Origin of the sequence: Cellulomonas citrea, assembly GCF_009829685.1 — a bacterium.
Lineage (GTDB): Bacteria > Actinomycetota > Actinomycetes > Actinomycetales > Cellulomonadaceae > Cellulomonas > Cellulomonas citrea.
On sequence record NZ_VWSD01000001.1, the window covers coordinates 1 to 24,453 of the forward strand.

A 24,453-nucleotide genomic window follows, 5' to 3' on the forward strand; every position below is an offset into this window, starting at 1 on the left:
GGCCGAGGCCTGTCCGCCGGCCGGGGTCGCGGCCGCCGGTGCGGCTGTGTCGGCGTCGTCCGGCACCGGGCCGCACACCCCGTCGGCGCACACCGGCGCGGGCCCGTCGCTCGCGATCATGATGAGGCCCGGGAGCTGCGGGTTCATACCGCACGCTCGGCGGCGACCTGGGCCAGCACCTGGGCGAACGTCTCGGGCGGCTGGGCGCCGGAGATGCCGTAGCGCCCGTCGATCACGTAGAACGGCACGCCCTGGATGCCGTAGGCGACCGCCTGGTCGAGGTCGGCCTGCACCGCGGCCGCGTACCGGCCGTCGGCCAGCGCGGCGCGCGCCTCCTCGGGGTCCAGCCCGACCTCCTGCGCGTAGCCGACGAGGTCCTCGACGTGCCCGACGTGCCCGCCCTCGGTGAAGTAGGCCCTGAACAGCCGCTCGGCGAGCTCGAGCTGCAGACCGCGCGCCTTCGCCAGGTGCAGCAGCTGGTGCGCCGCCAGGGTCTTGGTGTGCCGCAGCGCGTCGAAGTCGTAGTCCAGGCCGACCTCGCGGGCCAGCCCGGCGACGTGGTCGAGCATCTGGTGCACCTGGTCGGCGGGAAGCTGCTTGTACTCGGCGAGGAACTCGACCTCGCTGCCCTCGAAGTCGAGCGGGGTGTCCGGCGCGAGCTCGAAGGAGTGGTAGGTCAGCGTGACCGGCGGGGCCTGGTCGCCGAGCGAGGCGAGCCCCGCCTCGAAGCGCCGCTTGCCGATGTAGCACCACGGGCAGGCGATGTCGGACCAGACGTCGACGGTGAGAGGTGTCGTCACCCCCGGACCAACCGCGCCGGCCGCGCGAGTGTTCCCGGCGGTCAGGCGGAGAGAGTCGAACAGACCCCGGGCGGGTCACGGCACGCGCGAGGCCTCGCGGACCGGGACCGGGCAGCCGCTCTCGTTCGGCAGCCGGCGCACGATCGCGTACCCGAGCAGCACGATCCCCGCCGCCCCCAGCAGCGGCTGCACGGGTGCGAACCACTGGATGGCACCGGCGTAGCCCAGTGCGAGCAGCGCCAGCTTGTTGCACACCGGGCAGCCGACGGCCAGGAAGGTGAGCAGCCCGCCGGCGGCGCCGAACCGGCCGGGGCGGTCGTCATCGGCCGGGACGGGGGCGACCGCGAGCCCGGTGCCCGCCAGCCCGGTGCCCGCCGGCTCAGCGGCGCGGTCCCGCACGTACGAGGCGCTCAGCACCCCGGAGAGTGCGGCCGTGACAAGCAGCACCGGCCAGGCCCACACCGTCACGGCGACCTCCCGCCCGAAGACCGGCGTCGGGATCATCGCCGTCGGCACCGCCACGACGAGCACGGTGAGCACGGCCGCACCGGCCGCGACGAGGTGCCGGCGGGCCGACCAGCCACGCCAGACGCGGACGGCGTCACCCACCTGGGTCGAGATGCTCATCTGATCCCCGTTCGTGAGGCGGCGCCCCGTGGCGCGCCGCCTCACGATACCCCAGGGGGTATCAGACGGCCGGGTCGATCCGGACGACCATCTTGCCGACGTTGGCCCCCGCCATGAGCGCGTCGAACGCGTCGAGCGCGTGGTCGATGCCGTCGACGACGGTCTCGTCGAACACGACCTCGCCCGCCGTGAGCCAGCCGGACATGTCCCGCAGGAAGTCGCCGTACAGCTCGGTGTGCGAGCCGACGGTGAACCCGCGCAGCGTGAGCCCCTGGGTGATGAGCAGCGCCATGTTGTCCGGTCCGGGCGCCCGCGTCGTGGCGTTGTACGCCGAGATGGCCCCGCACAGCGCGACGCGCCCGTCGCGGTTCATCACGTCGAGCGCCGCCTCGAGGTGGTCCCCGCCGACGTTGTCGAAGAACACGTCGACACCGTCCGGCACGAGGGCCGGCAGCTGCGTGCGCACCGGGGCGTCCTTGTAGCTGAACGCCGCGTCGTAGCCGTAGCGGCTGGTGAGCAGGTCGACCTTGGCGGCCGAACCGGCCGACCCGACGACGCGCGCCGCACCGAGTCGGCGGGCGATCTGCCCGACCGCGGTGCCGACGGCCCCGGCCGCACCGGAGACGAAGACGGTCTCGCCGGGGGTCAGCGCGGCGATCTTCCGCAGCCCGACGTAGGCCGTGTAGCCGGTCATTCCGAGGATGCCCAGGTGCACCGAGAGCGGCAGCCCCGGCAGCTTGGGCACCACGCGGAACTGTGCCGCGTCGCCCTGCGCGACGTCCCGCCAGCCCAGGGTGTGCAGCACGGTGTCCCCGGGCGCCAGCCCCTCGGCGGCGGACTCGACGACGCGGCCCACGGCGGCACCGGTCATCGTCTCGCCGAGCGCGTAGGGCGGCGTGTAGCTCTTGGCGTCGTTCATCCGGCCCCGCATGTAGGGGTCGACCGAGATGAACTCGTTGCGCACCCGCACCTGCCCGTCGGTCAGCGGCGGCAGGTCGAGGGTGAGCGTGCGAAAGCAGTCCGGCGTCGGGCGGCCGTGCGGGCGCGCGACGAGCTGGACCTGGGTGCTGGTGGCAGACATGGTTCCTCCGGGGTCAGGCGAGCAGGCCGACGACGAGGACGAGGACGCCCAGGGCCGGCGGGACGAGCTGGACGAGGGCGGCACGCGCCTTGTCCGGCGAGGAGACGAGCAGCACGAGCCCCGCGGCGACCATGGAGCCGGCGCCGGCGAGCACGAGGGCCAGGCCCACGCCGTGCTGCCCGGCGGCGACGAGCACGGTGCCGACGGCGACGAGCACGGCCAGGAACAGGTTGTAGAAGCCCTGGTTGAGAGCCATCTCCCGGGTGGCCTGCGCCTGCTGCTCGCTCAGCCCGAAGGTGGCGCGGGTGCGCGGCGAGGTCCAGGTCAGCGACTCCATCGTGAAGATGTAGACGTGCATCGCGGCCGCCACCGCGGTGAGCACGAGTCCGATGACGAGCATGCGCCCTCCCAGGTCAGGGGTTCTAGACCGAATGATCTAGTAATTTGTGTACCGCTCGATCCAGTTGAGAGACTATAGTGGATCGAGCGATACACAAATCGGAGGTCAGATGGGCAGGCCGGCCGGCTACGAGCTGAGCGAGGTCGTGAGCGCCGCGCGCGACGTGTTCTGGGACCGCGGCCTCGACGGCACCTCGCTGCCCGACCTCGAACGCGCCACGGGCCTGTCCCGGTCGTCGATCTACCACGCCTTCGGCTCCAAGCGCGGGCTGTTCGACGCCGCCGTGCGCGACTACCTCGACACCGTCGTCCGCCCCCGGCTCGCGGTGCTCGTCGACGAGCCCGTGGCCCCCGATGCGGTCCGCAGCTACCTGCGCGGGCTCACCCAGGCCGTCGAGACCCTGCCCGACGACTCCCCCCGCCGTGGCTGCCTGCTGTTCGCCTGCGCCACGAGCGCCGGGCACGACCCGGCCCTCGCCGACGTGATCGAGGACTACCGCGCCGAGCTCACCGGCTCGTTCGCCGTGGCGCTGTCCGCGCGCTACCCCGCCGCCTCGTTGGCCCGGCTCGCCCGCCGCGCCCGCCAGCTCACGTCGATGACCGTGGCCGGGCTCGTGCTCGCCAAGATCAACCGCGACGAGGCCGTCGCGACCCTGCGCGCCGGGCTCGAGCAGATCAACGAGTGGGACCAGGACGACTGAGCCGTCGCACAGACAGCGCACACCGCCGTCAGGCACGATGGCTCATGGCCGTCGACCAGACCGAGATCACCGCACCCGTCGCCCTGCAACGCCCCGACGGGACGCTCGACCCCGCCGCGGTCGGCTGGACCCGCACCCCCCTGCACCGCACCGACCTCGTCGGCCGGGTGCCGCGGCGCTGGGGCAGGGCCAAGCGGTGGGAGTACTGGGCCGTGCTCACCCCGACCCACGTCGTCGGGCTCACCGTGTCCAGCCTCGACTACCTCGGGCTCACCCAGCTGTGGGTGCTCGACCGGGTCACCGGCCTCGAGATCGACCAGGTGAGCATCGTGCCCTTCGCCGTGGGCACGCACCTGCCCGGCACGCTGGGCGCGGGCCCGGCCACCGCACGCACCCGCGGCCTGGCCGTCCGGATCGACGAGACCCCGGCCGGCACCCGGTTGCGTGCCGCCACCGCCCGGGTGCGGCTCGACCTCACCGTGCCGCTGCCGCCCGGGCACGAACGGCTCGGCGTCGTCGTGCCCTGGGACGACCACCGCTTCCAGTACACGGTCAAGGACGTCGCCCGCCCGGCCCGCGGCACGCTGCGGGTCGATGCGCTGCGCCACCCGGTCGACCTCGACGCCTCCTGGGCGACGCTCGACCACGGCCGCGGCTACTGGCCCCGTGAGCTCGCCTGGAACTGGGGCTTCGGGGCCGGGGTGGTCGACGGGCGCACCGTCGGGCTGCAGGTCGGCGGCCGCTGGACCGACGGCACCGGCTCCACCGAGAACGCCCTCGTCGTGGACGGGCGGCTGCACAAGATCCGCGAGGAGCTGGTGTGGGACTGGACGCCCGGGGCCTGGACCGAGCCCTGGCACGTGCGCGGCGCCACGGCCGACCTCACCTTCACCCCGTTCCACGACCGGGTCTCGAGCACCGACGCCGGCCTCGTGCGCTCGTCCACCCACCAGTGCTTCGGCCACTGGTCCGGCTGGGTGCTCGACGCCTCGGGCGACCGGCAGTCCGTGGACGGGCTCGTCGGCTCGGCCGAGGACGTCGAGCAGCGCTGGTGACCGGGGTCGCGGCGCGCCCGGCGGCAGCAATGTCCTCGCGGTGCGCGCGCGGGGACGCCTAGCCTGCCACCCATGGTCCCCACCGGCTGGTTCGAGCACCGACGCCCGGGCGACCGCGAGGTGCTCGGCTACCTGCGGCCCGACGGCGACGGCTTCGTCGCGGTCGACCGGCTCGGCCGGGACGTCACCGGAGTCGTCGACTGGGTCGAGGCCGAGGAGGCCCTCGAGGCCCACGGGCTCGGCTGGTTGGCCGACCTGTGGCAGCTCACCCAAGCGGACGGCACGCGGGTGCGCGTGCGGCTGGTCGAGGTCGGGCCGGACCGGGTGGTCGTCGCGGCCGACGACTTCGGCGCGGTCGACGCTCAGGTGCCGAGCTACGTGCTGCCGTTCCCGGCGCCCGCCACCCTGCAACGCTTCGACGGCGACAGCGGCCAGATCGACGCCCTGACCCGCTGACCGGGCGTGCCCGCGGCGCGGTTCGAGCTCCGCCGCGGCACCGCACTGGCCCGTCCGGGCGACGCCTCGGCACACCGGATCTGACATGCCGTCACGACCACACCCGTCGGCGGTCGCGTGTCGATAGGGTCGTGGGGTTCTCACCTGCAGATTCGCCCAAGGAGCCCCATGCTGCGCCGGCTGATGCACGCCGCCCTCCCCCTGGCAGTCGCGGCGCTCGTCGTGGCGGGAACCGCACCGGCCGCCGCCGCGTTCGACGGCTCCGCCAGCGTGTCGGCACCCTCCACCGCGACCGTCGGCACGAATGTCAGGATCACCATCGACAACAGCGGTCTGGTCCCGGCGCCGACGTCCTACACGGTGCTCTGGCAGTCCCAGCCGGTCGGCGGCGGGACCATCACCGACCTGGCGGCCACCGGCCCCGCGATGCCCGACCCGAGCGGCATCACGGACGTCACCTTCACCGGGACCACCACCGTCGGCACCTATCTGCTGGCCCAGGTGACGCTCACCAACGGTGCCAACACCTACGTCGCGGGGTCGCAGACCGTGATCCAGGCCGGCACCTTCAGCACCGCGCCGAGCGCGCTCGCGGTGTCGGGCACCGCGCGGGTGGGCCAGACGCTGTCGGTGACCACGACCGCATCGGCGTGGACACCCGCGCCCGGCGCCATCACCTACGCCTGGCACGACGTGGCCGACAACTCCGTGATCGGCACCGGCAGCAGCTACACGCTCACGGCGGCCGACCTGGGCCGCACCCTCTACGTCCAGGCCGCGGCCACCAAGGACGGGTACACGACGAGCGAGGTCGCCTCGTCGTTCATCGGCGCCGTGGGCGCCGGCTCGTTCACGCTGGTCAGCGCCCCGGCGGTCACCGGGGGCCTGCGGGTGGACGAGTCCTTCACCGCCACCGCTCCGTCGTTCACCCCCACCCCCTCCTCGATCACCTACCAGTGGCGGCACACCTCCGGCGGGGCGGCCGTCCCCGGCGCGACGTCGCTGAGCCTCACCCCGACCGCGGACCTCGTCGGCGAGTCGCTCTACCTCGAGGCCACCGCGACCCTCGACGGCTACCAGTCCTACGTGACTGCGTCGAACACGTCCGGCGCCGTGGCGCAGGCCGCGCTCACCCCGGTGACCGCGCTGGCCGTGCCGTCCGGCGCGACCTTCGGCGTCCCGGTGACGCTCACCGTCCCGACCTTCACCCCCGCCGCACAGTCCGTGACCTACCAGTGGTACCGGACGCCGGACGTGGCGATCGACGGGGCCACGGGCACCAGCTACACCCCGACGGTCGACGACGTCGGGAGCCAGCTCTACGTCGTCGCCACGGCGACGGCGACCGGCGCGCAGGGCTACGAGTCCGCCTCGAACCTCACCGGTGCGGTCGCCCTCGCCTCGTTCACCACCGCACCGGTCCCCGCGATCAGCGGGCTCGGCCTCGTGGGGGCGGCGTACACCGTCGACGCGGAGGCCGGCTCGTGGGCACCCGCCCCGACCTCGATCACCTACCGCTGGTTCCGGGCCACCCCCGACCAGCCGGTCGGCACCCTCCTCGTGGGGGTCACCGGCACGACGTACACGCCCACCGAGTCCGAGATCGGCTCCTACTTCTACGTGGAGGCGACGGCCCACCGGACCGGGTACGCCGACTACGTCATCGGGTCCAGGCCGAGCCAGTCCGTGGGGCAGCGCTGGGTGCAGACCGACACGGCGGACGGCACGGTCACGACGAGCGTGCGCGGTCAGCTCCATGTCACCCTGCACGGCCTGTCCCCGCTGACGACCTACCAGCTGGAGATCCACTCGACCCCGATCTCGCTCGGGTCGTTCACGACCGACGCGTCCGGTTCGGCCGTCATCGACCTGCCGCTGCCGGACGGGGTCGGCGCCGGCCACCACACGCTCGTCGTGCTGCAGAACGGCACCCAGGTGCTCAGCGCCCCGGTCACGGTCACGGCCGCCACGCTCGCCTCGACGGGCGCCGAGCCCGGGGTGCTGCTCGCGCTCGCCACGTCGCTGCTGGCGCTGGGTGCCCTCGCGCTCCAGGTGGCCCGCCGCAGGACGTCGGCGCGCCCGCAGGCGGTCCGCACCCGCTGAGCCTCGTCGGTGGTGCGCGGCCCGGGCGGGCTGCGCACCACCGCGGGACGCGCGACGCTCAGACCAGCCGCGCGCCGCCCTCGACGTGCAGGGTCTCGCCGGTGACGAACCCGGCACCCATGAGCCACAGCACGGCGTCGGTGACGTCCTGGGGCCGCCCGGCGCGGGCCACCGGGTTGGCGGCTGCTGCACCGGTGAGCAGCGCATGCTTCGCGTCGTCGCCGAGCCCGTCCCAGGCACCGGAGTCGATGATCCCCGGTGAGACCGCGTTGACCCGCAGCGGCGCCAGCTCGACGGCCAGGTGCGCCGCGAGGAACTGCACCGCACCGTTGGTCACGCCCATGACGGTGTAGGGCGCAGCGGGACGCCAGGCGGTGACCCCGGAGAACAGCGTGAGGGAGCCGCCCTCGCCCATCACCGGTGCGAGGTGCTTGGCGAGCAGCAGCGGGCCGACCACCTTGGCCTCGAGCGCCGCGAGGACGCCGTCACGCTGCACGGCGGTCACGGGGACGTTGTGGTGGGCCGTGGGCAGCACCACGACGTGGTCGAGCGGGCCGGTCGCGGCCACCGCGGCGACGATGCTCGCCTCGTCGGTGATGTCCAGGTGCACCGCCTGGGCGTCGGGCAGCTGGGTGGCGAGGGCCTGGGCCCGGTCCAGGTCACGGGCGCCGACGACGACGTGCGCGCCGGCATCGGCGGCCGCGCGGGAGATCGCGGCGCCGAGGTTCCTGGCCCCGCCGACGACGAGGACGCGGGTTCCGTTCAGAGAGGTGTGCGTTGTCATAGCGCGACGGTATGGTTTTGATACCAGTATCTTCAACGGAACCGGGAGCACCGATGGGCCAGGCCTACGACGTCATGTCGGCGAGCTGCCCGGGCCGCGTCGTGCTGCACCGGATCGGTGCGCGCTGGACGGTGTTCGTCGTGGTCGCGCTCGAGGACGGGCCCCTGCGGTTCACCGCGCTCAAGACCCGGATCGAGGGCATCACGCCCAAGGTGCTCACCGAGACGTTGCGCGCCATGCAGGTCGACGGGCTGCTCGAACGTCGTGACCTGGGCGGCAACCCGCCGCACGTGGAGTACGCGCTCACCGATCTGGGCCGGTCGCTGCTCGGGCCGCTGGGCGCCGTCCGGGACTGGGCGCAGACCCACGTGCCGGACATCATGGCCGCGCGCGACAGGGCTGGGATCCCGCTGCAGAACGGAGCGCAGGCCGCCGATCTGGCCGCAAACATCCCCTGACCAGGGACGACGCTCACTCTTTCGGTGGTATCAGAGCGCCGATGACTGGTATTCGGGCGAAACGGGTCGATACCAGCGCTGTGAGCACCGACGGCACTGCGTCAACCCTGCCTGCTCCCCCCGTCGACGACGGCGTGCGAGGGACGACCCCGCACGCCCGCGGCTGGCGCCGCCTCGCCGGCCGGCTCACCTCGCGACTCCCGCTGCGCACCCGGCTCAGCCTGCTCGTGGCGGCCCTCATGGTGCCGACCGTCGTGGCCGTCTGGTCCTTCGCCGGCGCCGTGGGCGCGTCCATCGCGTTCTCCGCGGCCGAGCGTGACGGGCTCGTCGTCCTCGAACCCGCCCTCCTGGCCCTGTCGGCGACCGCCGGCGGGCAGGACGTCGACCTGAGCGCGCTGCGGACCGCCGTGGACGCCGAGCCCTCGCTCGCGCTCGACGGCTCGATGAGCAAGGCCGAGGCCCTCGTCCCGGCCGCCACCGACCCGGCGGGCCGGGCCGCGCTCGCGCAGGCGCTGGCCGCGCTCGTCACCGAGGCCGGCAACAGCTCGAACCTCATCCTCGACCCGGACCTCGACTCCTTCTACGTCATGGACCTGCTCGTCGTCCAGGTGCCGAAGGCGCTGGTCACCGCCGCGCAGGCGGCCGTCGAGCCGACCGGCGGCCCGAACGAGAAGGTCGCCGCGCACGCGCTGCTCGCCGGGTCGCTCGCGGCAGCGGCGGGCTCGTTCGGCTCGGATGTGGAGACGTCACTGTCCACCACCTCCTCGACCGCACTGAAATCTCAGCTAGCCGAGGTCGCGGCCGCCGCGACCTCCGTGACGGCACTGGCCGACACCCTCACCGCGGGGCTCGCGTCCCCCGCCGCGCAGGACCCCGCTCCGGCCGCGGCCGCCGTGGCTGCCGCCGTCCCGTCGGCGTCCGCCGGGCTCGACGCGCTGCTCACCACCCGGATCGCCGGGATGACCGACAAGCGCCTGTCCACGCTCGCGCTCACGGCCGTGGCCACCCTCATCGCCCTCGCGTGGGCGTTCGCTGTCGTCACGAGCACCCGCGACGACGTCGACACCGCGCTGCGCGGGATCGAGGCCATCGCAGCCGGCGACCTCACCGCCAAGCCGGTACCGACCGGGCGTGACGAGGTCGGCGACATCGGCCGGGCCATCCAGCGCGCCCGCACGTCACTGGCCGACGTCGTCAGCCGGCTGCTCGAGGCGTCCGGGCAGGTGGCCGGGTCGGCCGAACGGCTCAGCCGCACCGCCCAGGCCGTCGACTCCTCCGCGAACCAGACGCTCGCCCTGTCCCGGGCCGCCTCCAGCGAGGTCGAGACCGTCACCGCGATGATCGGCGAGGTGAGCGCCGCGACGCAGCAGGTGACCGCCGCCTCCGGCGAGATCGCCTCGACCATGACCGAGGTGAACGCCACCGCGGCGAAGGCCCTCGACGACCTGTCCCACGCCGTGACCCTGACCTCCGCGCTCGGCGAGTCCAGCCGCACCATCGAGAGCACCGTCGAGGCGATCGCCGCAGTGGCCGCCAAGACCCGCATGCTCGCGCTCAACGCCACCATCGAGGCCGCGCGCGCCGGCGAGGCCGGCAAGGGCTTCGGGGTGGTCGCCGACGAGGTGAAGAACCTCGCGCAGGCGTCCTCGGGGGCCAGCAGCGACATCGGCCATGTCGCCGGCACCCAGCACGCGGAGATCGACGAGGTGCTGGCCGCGATCGACCGCGCGCACCGGGCGATGGACGTGGCCACGCAGTCGCAGGGCACCGTCATGGCGGCGACCGAGGAGCAGCGGGTCACGATGACCGATGTCGCCGGCTCGCTGTCGGCCACCGCCGCGGCGACCGGGCGGATCAGCGAGGGGATCCGTCAGGTGGAGGACGTCGCGGTCGGCACCACCCGGGAGGCGGACGCCCTCACCGAGGCCGCCCGTGGCATGGCCGACGTCGCACGTGCGCTGGCGGTCCAGGTCGGGGCGTTCCAGGTCGCCTGAGCCGCAGGCGTGGGCCGGCCGCAGGCGCGCGCCCACCCGTGCTGTCGCCCGGCTGTCCGCCTGCTGTCCCGCCCGTCCCGCCGACAGCGGTACCGGCAGGATGTGCGCAGCGCCACCGCGCGCCGTCCCGCACCCCGCCCCGGAGGACCCGCCATGCCCGCCAGCGCCGCCGAGCCGCTGCCCGCCACCACCGCCCTCGCGCAGGCGAGCGCCACCCTCACCGGCTACGACCTGCCCGCCGAGACGGTGGTCGCCGGCGACCCGAAGGCCGCGCTCCTCGAGCTCGGCACCGTCGGTGGCGCCCCCGTCGGGCTGTGGGAGCTGACGTGCGGCACGGTGACCGACGTCGAGCAGGACGAGGTGTTCGTCGTGCTCGCCGGTCGCGGCACGCTCACGGTGCTGGACCCGCCCGCGACAGTGCTGCTGGAGCCCGGGGTGGTGTGTCGCCTGGTCGCCGGCGCCCGGACCCACTGGAATGTCAGTGAGCCGATCCGCAAGCTCTACGTGACCGGCGCGTACGCCGCACCCGAGGTCTGAGCCCGGCTACCGACCCGCTGAAATGTCAGTTGAGGGCGGCGCGCGGGCCGAACAGGCATGAGCCGCAGCGCCCTGACCTGCAGAGCGACCCACGATCGCACCACTGAAATTTCAGCAGGTCCCGCCGGCCCCGGTCAGGCCGGGGGCGGCGGCGCCGTCGAGCCGCGCAGCAGCAGCACGGTGGGCAGCCGCATCTGACGGGCCGTCGGGGTCTGCTGGTCGGCCGTGATCGCCTCGACCAGATAGTCCGCGGCCAGACGCCCCTTGGTCTCGATCGGCTGACGCACCGTGGTGAGGCCGGGCCGGGTGTTCTCCGCCTCGGCCAGGTCGTCGAACCCGGTGACCGACAGATCGGTCGGCACGTGCACGCCGTGCCGCTCGGCGGCGGTGAGCACCCCCATCGCGATCACGTCGCTGAAGCACACCACGGCCGTCGGCCGGTTCGCGGGGTCGGCCCACAGCTGCTCGAAGCCCTGCTCACCGCCGCCGCGCGTGCACGGCACCTGCCGCACCTGCACCTGCGGGTCGTCCAGGCTGAGCCCGCGGGTGGCCAGCGCCGCCTCGACGCCCAGCAGCCGGCGCTTGACCGGGCCGTGCCACTGCCGCCACTCGACGTCGACCCCGGTGTCGATCGCCAGCACGCCGATCCGCCGGTGCCCCAGGTCGAGCAGGTGCTCGACGAGGGACTGCACCGCCTCGGCGTCGTCGATCTCGATCGAGGAGACGCCCTCCACCGGTTCGCTGTCGACCAGCACGAACGGGATCTTGCGCTGGCGCAGCGCACTCACCTCGCCGCGGTCGGTCTCCAACCCGCTCACGATGAACCCGTCGACCGCCGCGTAGGGGATGGCCTTGAGCATCGACCCGCGCAGCGGCGGGGCCAGCAGCAGCGTGTAGCCCTCCTGGTGGCAGGTCTGCCCGACCCCTTGCAGGAACTGCGTGTAGTACGGGTTGGTGAGCACCAGGTCGAGCTGCTGGGGCAGCAGCAGCCCGAGGCTGCTCGTGCGCCGGGTGCGCAGCATCCGGGCCGCCGGGTCCTGCGCGTAGCCGAGCTCCTCGGCGACGGCCAGGACGTGCCGCAGCGTGGCCTCCGACAGCCGGGAGCTGTCGTTGAACGCGAACGAGACCGCGGTCTTCGACACGTGCGCCGCATCCGCGACGTCCTGCATCGTCACTCGCCGCTGTCTCATGCCCCGCGGCCTCCCGCTGTCTCCCCCGCCGCCAGCACGACGGCGTCGGCGGGGCCGACCCGAAGGCTACCGGCCACCTTCGACGGGTCACCGCCGACCCGCCCGTGCAGCACCTGCCACGACGTGCCGGGCGCGCGGCCGACGAGCGCGTCGAGGTCGACGTCGAGGTCACCGCTCCCCCGGTTGACCACGACCAGCGCCAGCTGCGGACCGTCCTGCCGGACGAGGGCCAGCCCGTCGGGGCCGAGCGCCACCACGCGCTGCTCACCGCGTCGCAGCGCCTCGTTCGCCCGCCGGGCCGCCGCGAGCCCGCGCACGGCGGCGTACAGCTCACCGTCCCAGCGCTCGCGCTCCCACACCATCGGCGCACGGCAGCCCGGGTCGTTCTCGCCGACCATCCCGACCTCGTCGCCGTAGTAGACCATCGGCGCCCCCTGCGCCCCGAACAGCAGCGCGTAGGCCAGCAGGGCTGCCGCCCGGTCGCCGCCGTGCCGGGTGAGCACCCGCTCGGTGTCGTGGCTGCCCAGCAGGTTGAGCATGGCGGGGCGGGCAGGGGCCGGCACCCGGTCCCACAACGTGGTGAGCCCGGCGGCCACCGCGGGTGCGTCCAGGGAACGGTCGGCGGTGAAGCCCAGCACGAGGTCGCGGAAGGTGTAGTTCATCGTCCCGTCGGCGGTGTCCCCGGCCAACCACTGCTCGGGCTCGCGCCACTCCTCGGCCACGATGTAGAGCTCCGGGTCGATGCCCTTGACCGTCTCGCGGAACCGCCGCCAGAACGGCATCGGCACGTAGTAGGGCACGTCGAGCCGCCAGCCGTCGATGCCCTCGGCGATCCAGTGCCGGGCCACCTCGAGGTGGTGCTCGCGCACCTGCGGGTTGAACGCGTTCCACTTGGGCAGGTACCAGCAGCCCGAGCAGGTCTTGTAGTTGGGCTCCGGGTGCGAGGTCACCGGGAAGTCCGCGACCGAGAACCAGTTCACGTACGGCGAGGCGGCCTCGTGCTCGATCACGTCGGCGAACGCGTGGTGGCCGATCCCGCAGTGGTTGAGCACCGCGTCGAGCACGACCCGCAACCCGCGCTCGTGGGCCGCGGCGACGAACCGCCGGAACGCCGCCAGGTCGCCCAGCCGGTGGTCGACCGTGAAGTAGTCGACCGCGTCGTACCGGTGGTTGGTCTGCGCCTCGAAGATCGGCGTGAGGTAGAGCGCGGTGACGCCCAGCTCCACGAGGTGGTCGAGGTGCTCGACGATGCCCGCCAGGTCGCCGCCGAAGAAGTTGTCCCTCGTCGGCTCACCGCCCCAGGGCTCGACGTCGGGCGGGTCGAGCGTGCGGTCCCCGTTGGCGAACCGCTCGGGGAAGACCTGGTAGAAGACCGCGTCGGCCAGCCAGGCAGGTGCGTTCCAGGTGGTGTCCGTCATCTCAGTCCTTCAGTCCCGTCATCGCGATGCCCCGGATGAGCAGCCGCTGGAACGCCATGAACACCACCATCGCCGGCAGCGTGGCCATCACGGTGCCCGCCATGAGGTAGTTCCAGGAGGTCCCGTACCGGCCCTCGAACGAGGCCAGGCCGATCTGGATGGTGCGCATCTCGTCGGAGTTGGTGACCAGCAGCGGCCACAGGAAGTCGTTCCAGGCGAACAGGAAGCTGAAGATCGCCAGCGTCGCGAAGGCCGGGGTCGACAACGGCACCATGATCCGGACGAACGTGCCGGCACGCGAGCACCCGTCGATGCGTGCCGCGTCCTCCAGCTCCTGCGGGATGCCCGCGAAGTACTGGCGCAGCAGGATGATGCCGAACACGTCGGCCAGCCGCGGCACGATGAGCCCGGCGTAGGTGTCGATCCAGCCGAAGCCCGCGACCAGCGAGTACGCCGGGATGACGGTGACGAAGGTCGGCACCAGCAGCATCGCCAGCAGGAGCACGAACAGCGGGTCGCGTGCCGGGAAGCGGAACCGCGCGAAGGCGTACGCCGCGAGCGCGTCGAGCACGAGGTGCCCGAGCACGATCCCGGCAGCCATCACGAGGCTGTTGAGGTAGTAGCGGCCGAACGGCGCCGCGGCCCACGCGTGCGCGTAGTTCTCCCAGTGCCACGACGTGGGCAGCACGCTCGTGCTCGTGTACGTCTGCGCCCGGGTCTGCAGCGATGTCGTGACCATCCACAGGAACGGGACCACGACGGTGACCGACCCGGCGAGGAGCACGGCGTGCCGGGCGAGGGTGGCGGTGCGGCGGCTCATCGCAGGCTCGACCTCCCCGACCCGGAGGCCCGCCACTGCACGAGCGTCACCCCGAGCACCAGGAACAGCGTGGTGAAGGCGATCGCGGTGCCGTAGCCGAAGTGGCCGAGCCGGAACGCCTCGCGGTACATGAACATGCCGAGCACCTCGGTCCCCCCGCGCGGCCCGCCGCCGGTGAGGACATAGACCAGGTCGAAGGACTGGAACGTGGTGATGAGCGCCTGCACCACGACGAAGAACGTGATGGGCCGCAGCAGCGGCACCGTGATGAGGCGGATCCGCTGCCAGGTCCCGGCACCGTCGAGCTGGGCGGCCTCGAACACGGAGGTCGGCAGCGCCTGCAGCCCGGTGAGGTAGAGCACGACGTTGAAGCCGAGGCTCTTCCACACGGTGAGCGAGGTGAGCAGCACGAGCGCCCACCAGCGGTTCCCCAGCCAGTCGGGCCCCGCGACACCGACCCGTTCGAGCAGCCCGTTGACGTACCCCGACGGGTCGAACAGGTACCGCCAGACGATCGCCGCCGCGACCGAGGAGGTCACGGTCGGCAGGAAGTACAGCCCCCGGTAGAACCCGCGGCCGCGGATCGGGGCGTCCAGCAGCAGCGCCACCGCCAGCCCGCTGACCACGCCGAGCACGCTCACCCCGGCGGCGTACAGCAGGGTGACGCCCAGGGAGTTCCACAGCGCCGGGTCGTGCGCCAGCGCGACGTAGTTGGCCAGGCCGACGAACGGTTTGGTCGGGCTGTAGCCGTTCCACGACGTGAGGCTCGTGCGGGCGGCCGAGACGATCGGGTAGAGCACGAAGACCGCGAGCACGACGAGCGCCGGCGCCACGAAGAGCGCGGCGGTCACGACCTCCTCGCGGTCGTAGCGACGGGGCCGGAGCCCGCCCCGCGCCTGGTCGGGCGCGGGGCGGGTCCGTCCACCGGGGGTGGTGGTCACGGTCATCCTTGTGCGATCACCTGGTTGACGGCCTTCTCCGCGTTGGCCAGCGCCTCGTCGACCCCGACCTCGCCGGCCAGCGCCTTCTCGATCTGCTGGGCGAAGGCCAACGAGATGGCCGGGTACAGCGGGGTGTTGGGCCGGGCGTGCGCATCGGCCATCTGCTCGACGTAGGGGCGCAGCCGGGGCTGCTCCTTGTCCACCCAGCCGAGGTAGTCGGCGCTCGTGGCGACCGACGTGGTGACGGGCAGCATCCCGGTCTTCTCGCTCCAGGACGTCACCTGGGCGGGCTGCAGGAACCAGGCGAGGAAGTCGGCGGCCGCCTTCGTGCTCGCCTCGTCGTTGGCGAAGACCATGGCCTGCTCACCGCCGAGGTTGGTGGCGGCGACGCCGTCGGCCGGGGCCGGGACCTTGGCGACCCCGAAGTCGAACGGCGGGTCGGGCGCCCAGATCCCGACCATCCACGACCCCTCCTGGGCCGCGGCGGCCTCGCCCTTCTCGAACGCGCCCCACGCGGCGTAGGGGCTCACGCCGGACTTGATGAGGTCGACCCAGTACTGCAGCGCCTTCTTGCCGGCGGGGGTGTTGAACGCCGCGGCCTTGTTGTCCGGGGTGAGGAACTGCCCGCCGGCCTGCCACAGGTTCACCTGGAAGTTCCAGGTGAGGCCCTCACCGGAGTCGCCGGCCTGGGTGAACAGCTCGTAGCCGGGCTTGCCGGTCTTCTCCAGGATCGTCTTGCCGGTGCTCAGCACCTGGTCCCACGTCGTCGGCGGCTTGTCCGGGTCCAGCCCGGCCTGGGTGTAGAGCGTCCGGTTGTACATGAACGCCAGGTTGTTGGCCGAGACCGGCACCGAGACCTGCTTGCCGTCGATCGAGCCGAACGAGACGAGCGCCGGGTTGACGTCGGACAGCACCTGGGACGGCAGCAGGCCCTTGAGGTCGGCGAGGGTGCCGATCTGGTTGATCTGCGGCACCCACACCAGGTCGCCGATCGCGATGGTGGGCAGCGTCGTGGACGACGCCGAGGCGCGCAGCTTCGTGAGGAAGTCGGCGTTCGGGATCGTCGCGGTGGTGATCGTCACGCCGTCGGTCTGCTCGTCGTAGGCCTTCACCATCGCGTCGAAGGCGTCGGCGTTGGCGCCGTCCCAGTAGTTCCAGATCTCGACCTTGACGTCCTTGCCTGCGGCCGTGCCGCCGCCCGAGCTCGCGCCCGACGAGCAGCCCGCCAGTGCGAGCGCGCCGACGGCCAGGCCGGCCGCCACGGAGAACCATCGTGTCCTGCGGTGCATCGTTGCTCCCTTGTTCTCTGACGGTGACTGTGACTGCTCTGTCAAGCCCTCGCCGGCGCCCCTGCGCCCGACGGGACGTCCCATGCGACCGACCGGAGCCCACCGGGCACCCGTGCCGTGTCGATCCAGACCGCGCTGTCGCGCACCAGGCCACCGGCCGTACCCGACCGGGCGACGACCGCCTGCTCGAGCTCCGGTGCCAGCGGCAGGTCATCGCCGCCGACGTTGACCAGGCACAGGCCCGCCCCCCGGGTGAAGGCGAGCACGGCGGGGTCGGGGTGGTCGACCCAGCGCAGCGGTGCGCCGGGGGCGAACACCTCACGTCGGCCGCGCACCAGCCGGCGGTAGAGCGCGAGGAACGAGCCGTCGTCGCGCGCCTGCCGGTCGACCGCGTACCCCGCGAACCAGTCCGGGGCCGGTAGCCAGGGGGCCGCCCCGGTCGGGTCGCTGAACCCGAGCCGCGGGGCGTCGGCACGCCACGGCAGCGGCACCCGGCACCCGTCGCGGCCGAGCTCACGCCCGCCCGAGCGCACCCAGATCGGGTCCTGCCGCACGTCGTCGGGCAGGTCGAGCACCTCGGGCAGGCCGAGCTCCTCCCCCTGGTAGAGGTAGACGCTGCCGGGCAGGGCGAGCAGCAGCATGACGGCGGCCCGGGCGCGCGCGGCACCGACGGCCAGGTCCACCGGGCCGGTGCGCCGGGCCGCGGCGAGCAGGTCCTGCGGGTCGGGGGCGGACAGGTCCTGGACCTGCCCGTACCGGCTGACGACGCGGTGCACGTCATGGTTGTTGAGGGTCCAGGCGGCGGGTGCGCCCAGTTCGTCCGCCGTGGCCAGGCCGGACCGCACAGCGCCGGCCAGCCGGTCCGCGTCCCAGGGCTGGACGAGCAGGTCGAAGCAGAACGCCTGGTGCAGCTCGTCGGGGGCCAGGTAGGGCCGCAGCCGCTCGGTGCCGTCCACCCACAGCTCCCCGATGAAGTACTTGGGGTCGGGGCGGTACTCCTGCGCGATGCGCCGCCACGTGCGGTAGATCTCGTGCACCTCGGGCTGGTCCCACATGGGGTGCCGGTCGACCGCGCCGTCGGCGGGCAGGTCGGGCAGGTGCTCGGCGACGACGAGCCCGTGCGCCACGTCGATGCGGAACCCGTCGACGCCGAGCCCGAACCAGAACCGCAGCACGTCCTCGAAGTAGGCGCGCACGCTGGCGTCGCGCCAGTTGAAGTCGGGCTGGCTGGCGTCGAAGGAGTGCAGGTACCACTGGCCGTCGGCGAGGCGCGTCCAGGCCGGGCCGCCGAAGACGGACTGCCAGTTGTTCGGCGGCAGGGCCCCACCGGGGCCGCGCCCGTCGCGGAGCACGAACCGTTCGCGCTGCTGGGACCCGACGGGGGCGCCGAGCGCCTCGCGGAACCACGGGTGCTCGGTGGAGCAGTGGTTGGGGACCAGGTCGAGCAGCACCCGCAGACCGCGACGGTGGGCCTCGGCGACCAGGTCGACGAGGTCGTCGGTGGTGCCGTAGGTCGGGTCGATCGCGAAGTAGTCGGCGATGTCGTAGCCGTGGTCGCGCTGCGGGGAGACGTAGCAGGGGTTGAGCCACAGCGCGTCGACGCCCAGGTCGACGAGGTGCCCGAGGCGGGTGCGCAGCCCGGCCAGGTCGCCCACGCCGTCGCCGTCGCCGTCGGCGAACGAGCGCAGGTAGACCTGGTACACGACCGCGTCGGACCACCAGGAGTCGTTCGTCACCGTTGCTGCACCGCCATCGTCGCCGGGGTTAACTGTTTAGTTGACCGAAATACTGGCGGGGAAACGGAGGGCTGTCAAGCCCCCCGTGGCAGCGCGCGGCGCAGCCCGACGAGGACGGGTCGCACGGGGGTCACGAACCGGTCGTCGCGCCGAGGCCGGACGGCTATAGTGCGTCGCATGGTACCGGGCGACAGCGCCATCCTGGCGAACCTGCGCCGCGGTGCGCTCGAGTACTGCGTGCTCGCCGCGCTCGGCGCCGGGCCGCGGTACGGCCTGGACATCGCGCGCAGCCTGAGCCGCGACGGCGTCCTCATGGGCGGCGAGGGGACGCTCTACCCGCTGCTCGGCCGGCTGCGGAAGTCCGGCTGGGTCCAGACCACCTGGCAGGAGTCCCCCACCGGGCCGCCGCGCCGCTACTACCGGCTCACCGCCGACGGCGAGCACGCCCTCGCCGAGTTCACCCGGATCTGGGGACCGTTCCGGGACGCCGTCGACACCGCACTCACCAGGGGAGAGATCTGATGGAACCGGCAGCCGAACGGGCCGCGACCCGCTACCTCGACGACCTGGGCCGCATGCTCACACCCGCGCCGCCCGTGCAGCGGGCCGAGGTGCTCGCCCAGGTCCGCGAGCATCTCGACGAGGCGTTCGCCGAGCTGGGCCCGGAGCCCACCGAGGCCCAGGTGCGCCAGGTGCTGGCCGATCTCGGCCCGGCCGAGCAGATCGCCGCCGACGTGCTGCCCGCGACCCCACCGGCCACCCCGCTGCTCGCCCGGGCCGGTCTGCCGTGGGTGGTCGTCGGCCTCATGGCGCTGGGGTTCGTGCCGCCGTTCGGCTGGCTCGCGATGGTGCTGGGGCTCGTGCTCTTCCTCGTCTCACCGCTGTGGCACCGCGCGTGGAAGGTCGGCGGCACGCTCGCCTACGTCCTCGTCCCGCTGCTCCTGTGGGGGGCCATGCGCCTCGGCACCGCCACCGACCCGTCCGTCGAGTCGCCGTCGGTCCTCATGCCGAGCACGTTCCTGTTCCCCTGGCTCATCCTGCTGGTCCCGCTCGGCTGGGTGGTGGTGGCCGTCGTGCTGGCCGTCCGGGTGAGCCGTCGGCCGCGTCCGACCCGAGGCTGAGCCCCCTCAGCCGACCACCGGCGGGTCGGTGACCAGGTCGCGGGTCTCGTGCACACCGTCCGCCGCGGTCCAGCGCAGCACGGTGGCCCCGGTGTCCAGCTCCGTGACGAGCTCCGCGCGCTGCTCCCCCGACGTCCAGACCAGGTGCAGCCCCCGCTCGGCGGGCAGCACCTCGAACTCGCCGCCGAAGGCCGGGTGCGCGTTGCGGAACCGGCACAGCGCGAGCAGACCCGCGACCACCGGACGGGCCAGCTCGGCGGTCAGCTCGGGCCCGGAGTAGCGGTGCCGGTTGATGTCGCGCCCCACGCCGGAGCGGGCCAGCAGCTCCATGTCGTTGCGGCCGGCCAGCGCCCCCACGTAGTAGACCTGCGGGATCCCCGGGCAGAACAGCTGGACGGCGCGGGCCGCCAGGTAGCGGGCGTCGTGCGCACCCAGCGCGTCGTAGAAGGTGCAGTTCACCTGGTAGATGTCCAGGTTGGAGGCCGCAGCCCCGGTCGCCGCGCGACTGCGCCCGCCGCTGGCCTCGTGGATCGACTCGACGAGCGCGTCGAGCTGGTCGGCGGTCAGCAGCCCCGCCTCGCCGGTCTGCGGGTCCGGGCCGACGTCGACGATCCCGATGCCGTCGTGCGTGTCCAGCACCGTGACCGCGTTGGCGGGGCGGATGCCCAACCAGTGCACGAGCGGGGCGTGGTCACCGCTCGCCGCGGCGTGCAGCACGAGGGGCGGCAGCGCGAAGTCGTAGACCCGGTCCACCTGCCGGGCGATCTCGACCTGCCGCTGGAAGTACGAGTGCACCTCGACGAGCACCTCGAGCCCGCGGGCGTGCGCCTGGCCGGTGAGCTCGTCGATGAACGCGAACGTCTCGGGCGTCATGAAGCACGAGGTGCCCGGCGTCTTGACCGCATAGCCCGCTGCGTCCAGCCGGATCATCGAGACCCCCGCCGCGGCCAGCGCGTCGAGCACGCTGCGCAGGTAGGCCGCGCCCGCGGCCGAGTGCACGTCGATGTCGACCTGCTCGGACGTGAACGTGGTCCACACGAACCGCCGCCCCTGCCCCATCCGGAACGACGTGAACGGCAGCCCGGGCCGCGGCCGGTAGATCCGCAGCAGGTCTTCCTCGGTGGCCCCGTCCGGGAACACCGAGCCGAATGTGAGGAACATGTCCGCGTACGGCGAGGCGGCACCCCGTGCCTGGGCGTCCTGGAACTGCGCGCTGCGTGCCGAGACGTGGTTGACGATGACGTCGACCGTCACCTCGACATCGTCCGCGAGCGCCCGCACCGAGCCCCAGTCCCCCAGCCGCGGGTCGACGCTCGTGTGGTCCACCGGGTCGAACCCGGCGTCCGCACCGTCGTACGGGGTGAAGAACGGCAGCACGTGCACCCCGCCGAAGGCGCCCGCGAACGGGCCGGCCAGCACGTCGCGCACCCCGGCGAGGGTGCCGGCGAGGCGGTCGGCGTAGGCGATGAGCGTGACCTCGTTGCGCATCAGGCGCTCCGTTCCGGGCGTGGGTCACCTGCGGCGGCAGGGGCGGGCGCGGCGTCGCGTCAGGCCCGTGCCAGGCACGCTACCGCCCGACGAGGACGGGCCGCCCGCCGTCAGGTGGCGGGGACGTCCGCCTCGACCTCACGCTTCCAGACCGGCTTCTCGGCGCGCCAGGTCTCGTCGTCCCGACCGAGCCGCCAGTAGCCCGAGACCGAGGCCGCTCGCTCGCGCGGCACGCCGCGGTCGAGCAGCAGGTGCCGGCGCAGCGTCCGCACCGCACCGGCCTCCCCGTGCAGGAAGACCTGCGGCGTCCCGGCGGGGAAGTCCAGCCCGGTCACCGCCGCGACCAGGCGTTCGCCGCGCGGGGCCCCGTCCCGGTGCACCCACACCACCTGGGCGTGCGCCGGTGCGACCAGCGGCACCTCGTCCGCCGGTCCGTCGACCTCGACGAGCACCCGGGCCACGGCGTCAGCCGGCAACGCCTCGAGGATGACCGCGACGGCCGGCAGGGCGCTCTCGTCGGCGACGAGCAGCTGCCAGTCGGCGGCCGGGTCCGGGAGGTACCCGCCACCGGGGCCGGCGACCAGCACCTCGTCCCCCGGCCGGGCGTCGCGCACCCACGGGCCGGCCAGGCCGCTGCCGTGCACGACGACGTCGAGGGTGAGCTCGTGCGCGGCCTCGTCCCAGGCCCGCACGGTGTAGGTGCGCATCGCCGGCCGGTCGGCGTCGGGCCGGTCGAACACGAGCTTGACGTACTGGTCGGCGAAGCCGTTGACCGGGAAGTCGTGCAGACCGGGCCCGCCGAGCACCAGCCGGACCATCGACGGCGTGAGCCAGGAGCGGGCGACGACGGTGGCGCGCCGGGGCGGCGGACGGTCACGGGGCGGCATGAGTCGAACCTACGTCGCCGGTGTCCGGTGGCGCAGCGCCGCCGAGGCCGCGAGCGCCCTGATCCGGGCCACCTCGTCGGCCGGCAGGTCGAGCGACTCCAGCAGGCGCTGGTGCAGGTCGGGGTCGGCGCCCTCCGCGGCGGCGTGCCAGGCCTGCTGGCGGTCGGCGCCGATCCCGGCCCCGTCGAGCAGCGCGACCAGGGACTCCTTGTCCAGCGACCAGGTGCGCTCCCCCTCGCGACCGGCCGCGAGCGCCCCGAGGATCGTGCGCTGCCGGGCGCGCAGCTCGGCGATCTGGTCGTCGAGCTCACCGAGCCGGACGGCCAGGGCCGCGACGAGCTGCGGTGTCGCGGACTCGAGCACCCGGCCGATCTCGACGAGCGGCAGCCCGACCCGGCGCAACCGGCAGATCGTGGCGAGGCGCTCGACGTCGCGTGCGTCGTAGACCCGGTAGCCGGCCGCCGAACGCGCGGACGGGCGCAGCAGCCCGATCCGGTCGTAGTAGAGCAGCGCCGTGCGGGACAGGCCGAACCGCGCGGCCAGCCGCCCGACCGTCAGCTCCTCGGGTCCGCCGACGGCTCGTCCACCAGGCAGCAGCCCGTGCTCAGGTAGTGGTTCGCCTGCGCCTCGCGCAGCCGCCACAGCCGGCGCTGGTCGTCCGCCGTCCAGCCGAGCACGTCCGGCACCCCCTGCGGGCCCAGGGCGGTCGACGTCGTGCGCAGCCGCGCCGTCGTCGTCCGCGGGCCGGCGGCGCTCAGCTCGAACCGCAGCGTCCGGACGCTGAGCCCCGAGCGCACGGTCGTGTACTCGATCCGGGTCGGCGGCTCGTACCTCGTGGTGACCCATGTCTCGCCCCGCTCCCGCGTGAAGACGCAGCCCAGCTCGGCCGCACCGCTGTCGCTGTGCACCATGCTGCACGACCAGTCAGGGATCCAGTCGTACTCCCGGACCGGGCACAGCAGCGCGAACACCTCCTGCGGTGTGCCGGTGAACGTGAGCGGGATGTCGACGACGAGTCGCGCCGGCGCGACGACGGGCTGCGGTGTGGTGGGCATGACCCCACGCTCGGGTGTGCACCCGTAGACAGGTCAAGGCGGTGCCGGCTCAGGGCCGGATCACGGTGCAGGTGGAGGCCGGCAGCCCCAGCGCCTGGCGCAGCGCGTGCGAGCTCGACGCCCGGGTCTCGTTGAGCCGCTTGTCGTCGTCGGTGTGCGCCGCCATGTAGCCGTCCGTGGTGTACGGCGTCATGAGGAAGCTGTCGTAGGCCTGGACCGCGGCGATGAGGTCCTGGCCGAGCGGGGCGACGTCCGGCGGGAAGTCGATCGACTGCAGCGCGGCCACGAACGGGGTGTCGGCGTTGACCTGGCTGAGCAGGTCGTCGCGATGGGCGACACCACCCTCGCTCCTGATCGTCGCGTCCACGGCCTGCCAGGCGGGGTAGGCGGCGTTGACGGCGGCCGCATACGCCTGGGCCGCCGGTGACGCGCCCTCGCCCGGAACCGTGTCGCAGCGCCCCTGGCTGGCGGTCGCGCTCGTGCGCCTCGAGGGGTCCCACTCCCCGTGCCCCGGCTTGCTGCACCCGCCCAGCACGAGAAGAAGGACCACCATGCCTGCGACGACGCTGCCCCCGACGATGCGCTTGCTCACCCGTGCTCACTCGGCAGCGCGGGCGGTCCTGCTGATCGCGGACCGCGCCGCGTCGTCCGATCGGCCCAGGTCAGCCGCGCAACCAGGGACGGCCGCCGGGGGTGCGAGCCGCCCTCACCCCTTGACGCTGCCCTGGGTGAGGCCGTCGACGATGTAACGCTGCATGAACAGGAAGAACACGACGACGGGCACGAGCAGGATCACCGTGAGCGTCATGAAGAGCGGCCAGTCGGTGGTGAACTGCCCCACGGCCGAGTAGGCCAGCAGCACGAGCGTCTGCTTCGCCGGGGTGCTGATGAAGACGTTGGGGGTGATGAAGTCGTTCCACACCCACATGGTCTGGAAGACGCTCACCGTGATGAGGATCGGCCGGATCAGGGGCAGCACGATCGCGAAGAAGATCCGCCCGGTGCCGGCGCCGTCGATGCGCGCGGCTTCGAGCACCTCGGCGGGCACGGTGCGCATGTACCCGAGGATCAGGTAGTAGCAGAAGATGGCGCCGCAGCTGTAGATCACGACCAGCCCGTTGAGGGAGTCCACCAGTCGCGCGTCGACGAGCATCTGGTAGATCGGGATGAGTGTGGCCTGCCCTGGGACGAGGAAGGCCACGGCGAGCAGGCCGCCGACGGCTGCGGTGAGCTTGGTCTTGCCGAGGATCATGCCGTAGGCGGCCATGGAGCCGACGAGCACCATGAGCGCGACCGAGAACACCGTGACGTACAGGGTGTTGAGGAACGAGCCGACCACGTTGGTGGTGGCGAAGACCTGAGCGTAGTGAGCCAGAGTGGCGTGGATGGGCAGCGCGAGAGGCGATCGGGCGGTCTCGTCCTGGCTCTTGAAGGTGTTGACGAGGATGTAGTAAAAGGGCACGGCCATCGCAGCGGCGATGATCAGCATGATGGCCGACGTCAGCCATCCACG

26 protein-coding genes are annotated in these 24,453 nt (G+C 73.1%); 9 read left to right on the forward strand and 17 right to left on the reverse strand.

Going from position 1 to position 24,453, the window contains the following annotated elements; all coding sequences use genetic code 11:
• Window positions 1–143: 143 nt before the first annotated feature.
• The 4 genes from F2B26_RS00010 to F2B26_RS00025 all read right to left on the reverse strand — a co-directional run bounded on the left by F2B26_RS00010 (window position 144) and on the right by F2B26_RS00025 (window position 2,908).
• A complete protein-coding gene (locus tag F2B26_RS00010) occupies window positions 144–800 on the reverse strand; it encodes a DsbA family oxidoreductase (protein ID WP_159805111.1) in 657 nt (218 codons plus the stop codon).
• 75 nt (window positions 801–875) lie between these two features.
• Window positions 876–1,427: a hypothetical protein gene (locus F2B26_RS00015; protein ID WP_159805113.1), complete on the reverse strand. Its 552-nt coding sequence runs from the start codon at window positions 1,425–1,427 to the stop codon at window positions 876–878.
• A 61-nt stretch (window positions 1,428–1,488) separates the two neighbouring features.
• Entirely contained in the window at window positions 1,489–2,508 is a 1,020-nt protein-coding gene (locus F2B26_RS00020) for an NADP-dependent oxidoreductase (protein WP_159805115.1), read from the reverse strand.
• A 13-nt stretch (window positions 2,509–2,521) separates the two neighbouring features.
• Window positions 2,522–2,908, reverse strand: a complete 387-nt coding sequence (locus F2B26_RS00025; protein ID WP_159805117.1) for a DUF1304 domain-containing protein — start codon at window positions 2,906–2,908, stop codon at window positions 2,522–2,524.
• A gap of 109 nt (window positions 2,909–3,017) precedes the next feature.
• On the opposite strand from F2B26_RS00025, the gene F2B26_RS00030 reads away from it, so the two are divergent.
• The 4 genes from F2B26_RS00030 (at window position 3,018) to F2B26_RS00045 (ending at window position 7,222) form a co-directional block, all read left to right on the forward strand.
• Entirely contained in the window at window positions 3,018–3,608 is a 591-nt protein-coding gene (locus F2B26_RS00030) for a TetR/AcrR family transcriptional regulator (protein WP_159805119.1), read from the forward strand.
• A 44-nt stretch (window positions 3,609–3,652) separates the two neighbouring features.
• Window positions 3,653–4,663, forward strand: coding sequence for a DUF2804 domain-containing protein (locus F2B26_RS00035; RefSeq protein WP_159805121.1), 1,011 nt, complete (start codon window positions 3,653–3,655; stop codon window positions 4,661–4,663).
• A 72-nt stretch (window positions 4,664–4,735) separates the two neighbouring features.
• Complete coding sequence (locus tag F2B26_RS00040; RefSeq protein WP_159805123.1) at window positions 4,736–5,119, forward strand: hypothetical protein; 384 nt, start codon at window positions 4,736–4,738, stop codon at window positions 5,117–5,119.
• 168 nt (window positions 5,120–5,287) lie between these two features.
• Window positions 5,288–7,222 carry a hypothetical protein gene (locus F2B26_RS00045; protein ID WP_159805125.1) on the forward strand — a complete coding sequence of 645 codons (1,935 nt, stop codon included), beginning with the start codon at window positions 5,288–5,290 and terminating at the stop codon, window positions 7,220–7,222.
• Window positions 7,223–7,280: 58 nt separating this feature from the next.
• Here the strand turns inward: F2B26_RS00045 and F2B26_RS00050 are convergent, their stop codons facing one another.
• A complete protein-coding gene (locus F2B26_RS00050) occupies window positions 7,281–8,006 on the reverse strand; it encodes an SDR family oxidoreductase (protein ID WP_159805127.1) in 726 nt (241 codons plus the stop codon).
• 53 nt (window positions 8,007–8,059) lie between these two features.
• On the opposite strand from F2B26_RS00050, the gene F2B26_RS00055 reads away from it, so the two are divergent.
• The 3 genes from F2B26_RS00055 (at window position 8,060) to F2B26_RS00065 (ending at window position 10,995) form a co-directional block, all read left to right on the forward strand.
• The gene (locus tag F2B26_RS00055; protein ID WP_159805129.1) at window positions 8,060–8,464 is read left to right on the forward strand and encodes a winged helix-turn-helix transcriptional regulator; all 405 of its coding nucleotides are present in this window, start codon (window positions 8,060–8,062) and stop codon (window positions 8,462–8,464) included.
• A gap of 134 nt (window positions 8,465–8,598) precedes the next feature.
• Window positions 8,599–10,458 carry a methyl-accepting chemotaxis protein gene (locus tag F2B26_RS00060; RefSeq protein WP_159805131.1) on the forward strand — a complete coding sequence of 620 codons (1,860 nt, stop codon included), beginning with the start codon at window positions 8,599–8,601 and terminating at the stop codon, window positions 10,456–10,458.
• A 153-nt stretch (window positions 10,459–10,611) separates the two neighbouring features.
• Window positions 10,612–10,995, forward strand: a complete 384-nt coding sequence (locus F2B26_RS00065) for a cupin domain-containing protein (RefSeq protein WP_159805133.1) — start codon at window positions 10,612–10,614, stop codon at window positions 10,993–10,995.
• A gap of 134 nt (window positions 10,996–11,129) precedes the next feature.
• Here F2B26_RS00065 and F2B26_RS00070 read toward each other — a convergent pair whose 3' ends face one another.
• From F2B26_RS00070 to F2B26_RS00095, 6 genes are read right to left on the reverse strand one after another with little or no spacing between them, the layout of a single operon-like run.
• Entirely contained in the window at window positions 11,130–12,185 is a 1,056-nt protein-coding gene (locus F2B26_RS00070; protein ID WP_159805135.1) for a LacI family DNA-binding transcriptional regulator, read from the reverse strand.
• Complete coding sequence (locus tag F2B26_RS00075; RefSeq protein WP_159805137.1) at window positions 12,182–13,603, reverse strand: glycoside hydrolase family 13 protein; 1,422 nt, start codon at window positions 13,601–13,603, stop codon at window positions 12,182–12,184. The genes F2B26_RS00070 and F2B26_RS00075 overlap by 4 nt, the downstream gene beginning before the upstream one ends.
• Before the next feature lies 1 nt (window position 13,604).
• Window positions 13,605–14,423: a carbohydrate ABC transporter permease gene (locus F2B26_RS00080; protein WP_159805139.1), complete on the reverse strand. Its 819-nt coding sequence runs from the start codon at window positions 14,421–14,423 to the stop codon at window positions 13,605–13,607.
• On the reverse strand, window positions 14,420–15,370 hold the full coding sequence (locus F2B26_RS00085) for a carbohydrate ABC transporter permease (protein ID WP_159805141.1): 951 nt from the start codon (window positions 15,368–15,370) through the stop codon (window positions 14,420–14,422). Before F2B26_RS00085 ends, F2B26_RS00080 begins: the two co-directional genes overlap by 4 nt.
• Complete coding sequence (locus F2B26_RS00090) at window positions 15,367–16,653, reverse strand: ABC transporter substrate-binding protein (RefSeq protein ID WP_159805143.1); 1,287 nt, start codon at window positions 16,651–16,653, stop codon at window positions 15,367–15,369. The genes F2B26_RS00085 and F2B26_RS00090 overlap by 4 nt, the downstream gene beginning before the upstream one ends.
• Window positions 16,654–16,694: 41 nt before the next feature.
• A complete protein-coding gene (locus F2B26_RS00095; protein ID WP_159805145.1) occupies window positions 16,695–18,389 on the reverse strand; it encodes a glycoside hydrolase family 13 protein in 1,695 nt (564 codons plus the stop codon).
• Window positions 18,390–18,566: 177 nt separating this feature from the next.
• Here F2B26_RS00095 and F2B26_RS00100 point away from each other — a divergent pair, with 177 nt between their 5' ends.
• Entirely contained in the window at window positions 18,567–18,911 is a 345-nt protein-coding gene (locus tag F2B26_RS00100) for a PadR family transcriptional regulator (RefSeq protein WP_159805147.1), read from the forward strand.
• Window positions 18,911–19,510 (forward strand): HAAS signaling domain-containing protein, encoded by a 600-nt coding sequence (locus F2B26_RS00105; protein WP_159805149.1) that lies wholly within the window; start codon window positions 18,911–18,913, stop codon window positions 19,508–19,510. The genes F2B26_RS00100 and F2B26_RS00105 overlap by 1 nt, the downstream gene beginning before the upstream one ends.
• A gap of 6 nt (window positions 19,511–19,516) precedes the next feature.
• Here the strand turns inward: F2B26_RS00105 and gtfA are convergent, their stop codons facing one another.
• The 6 genes from gtfA to F2B26_RS00135 form a co-directional block, all read right to left on the reverse strand.
• The gene (gene gtfA / locus F2B26_RS00110; RefSeq protein ID WP_159805151.1) at window positions 19,517–20,998 is read right to left on the reverse strand and encodes a sucrose phosphorylase; all 1,482 of its coding nucleotides are present in this window, start codon (window positions 20,996–20,998) and stop codon (window positions 19,517–19,519) included.
• Between the two features lie 110 nt (window positions 20,999–21,108).
• On the reverse strand, window positions 21,109–21,885 hold the full coding sequence (locus F2B26_RS00115) for a siderophore-interacting protein (protein ID WP_159805153.1): 777 nt from the start codon (window positions 21,883–21,885) through the stop codon (window positions 21,109–21,111).
• Window positions 21,886–21,894: 9 nt separating this feature from the next.
• Window positions 21,895–22,527 (reverse strand): MerR family transcriptional regulator, encoded by a 633-nt coding sequence (locus F2B26_RS00120; RefSeq protein WP_159805155.1) that lies wholly within the window; start codon window positions 22,525–22,527, stop codon window positions 21,895–21,897.
• On the reverse strand, window positions 22,440–22,940 hold the full coding sequence (locus F2B26_RS00125) for a hypothetical protein (protein ID WP_159805157.1): 501 nt from the start codon (window positions 22,938–22,940) through the stop codon (window positions 22,440–22,442). Before F2B26_RS00125 ends, F2B26_RS00120 begins: the two co-directional genes overlap by 88 nt.
• A gap of 49 nt (window positions 22,941–22,989) precedes the next feature.
• Window positions 22,990–23,532, reverse strand: a complete 543-nt coding sequence (locus tag F2B26_RS00130) for a hypothetical protein (protein ID WP_159805159.1) — start codon at window positions 23,530–23,532, stop codon at window positions 22,990–22,992.
• Between the two features lie 114 nt (window positions 23,533–23,646).
• Window positions 23,647–24,429: a carbohydrate ABC transporter permease gene (locus tag F2B26_RS00135; RefSeq protein WP_235929400.1), complete on the reverse strand. Its 783-nt coding sequence runs from the start codon at window positions 24,427–24,429 to the stop codon at window positions 23,647–23,649.
• Window positions 24,430–24,453 lie beyond the last annotated feature (24 nt).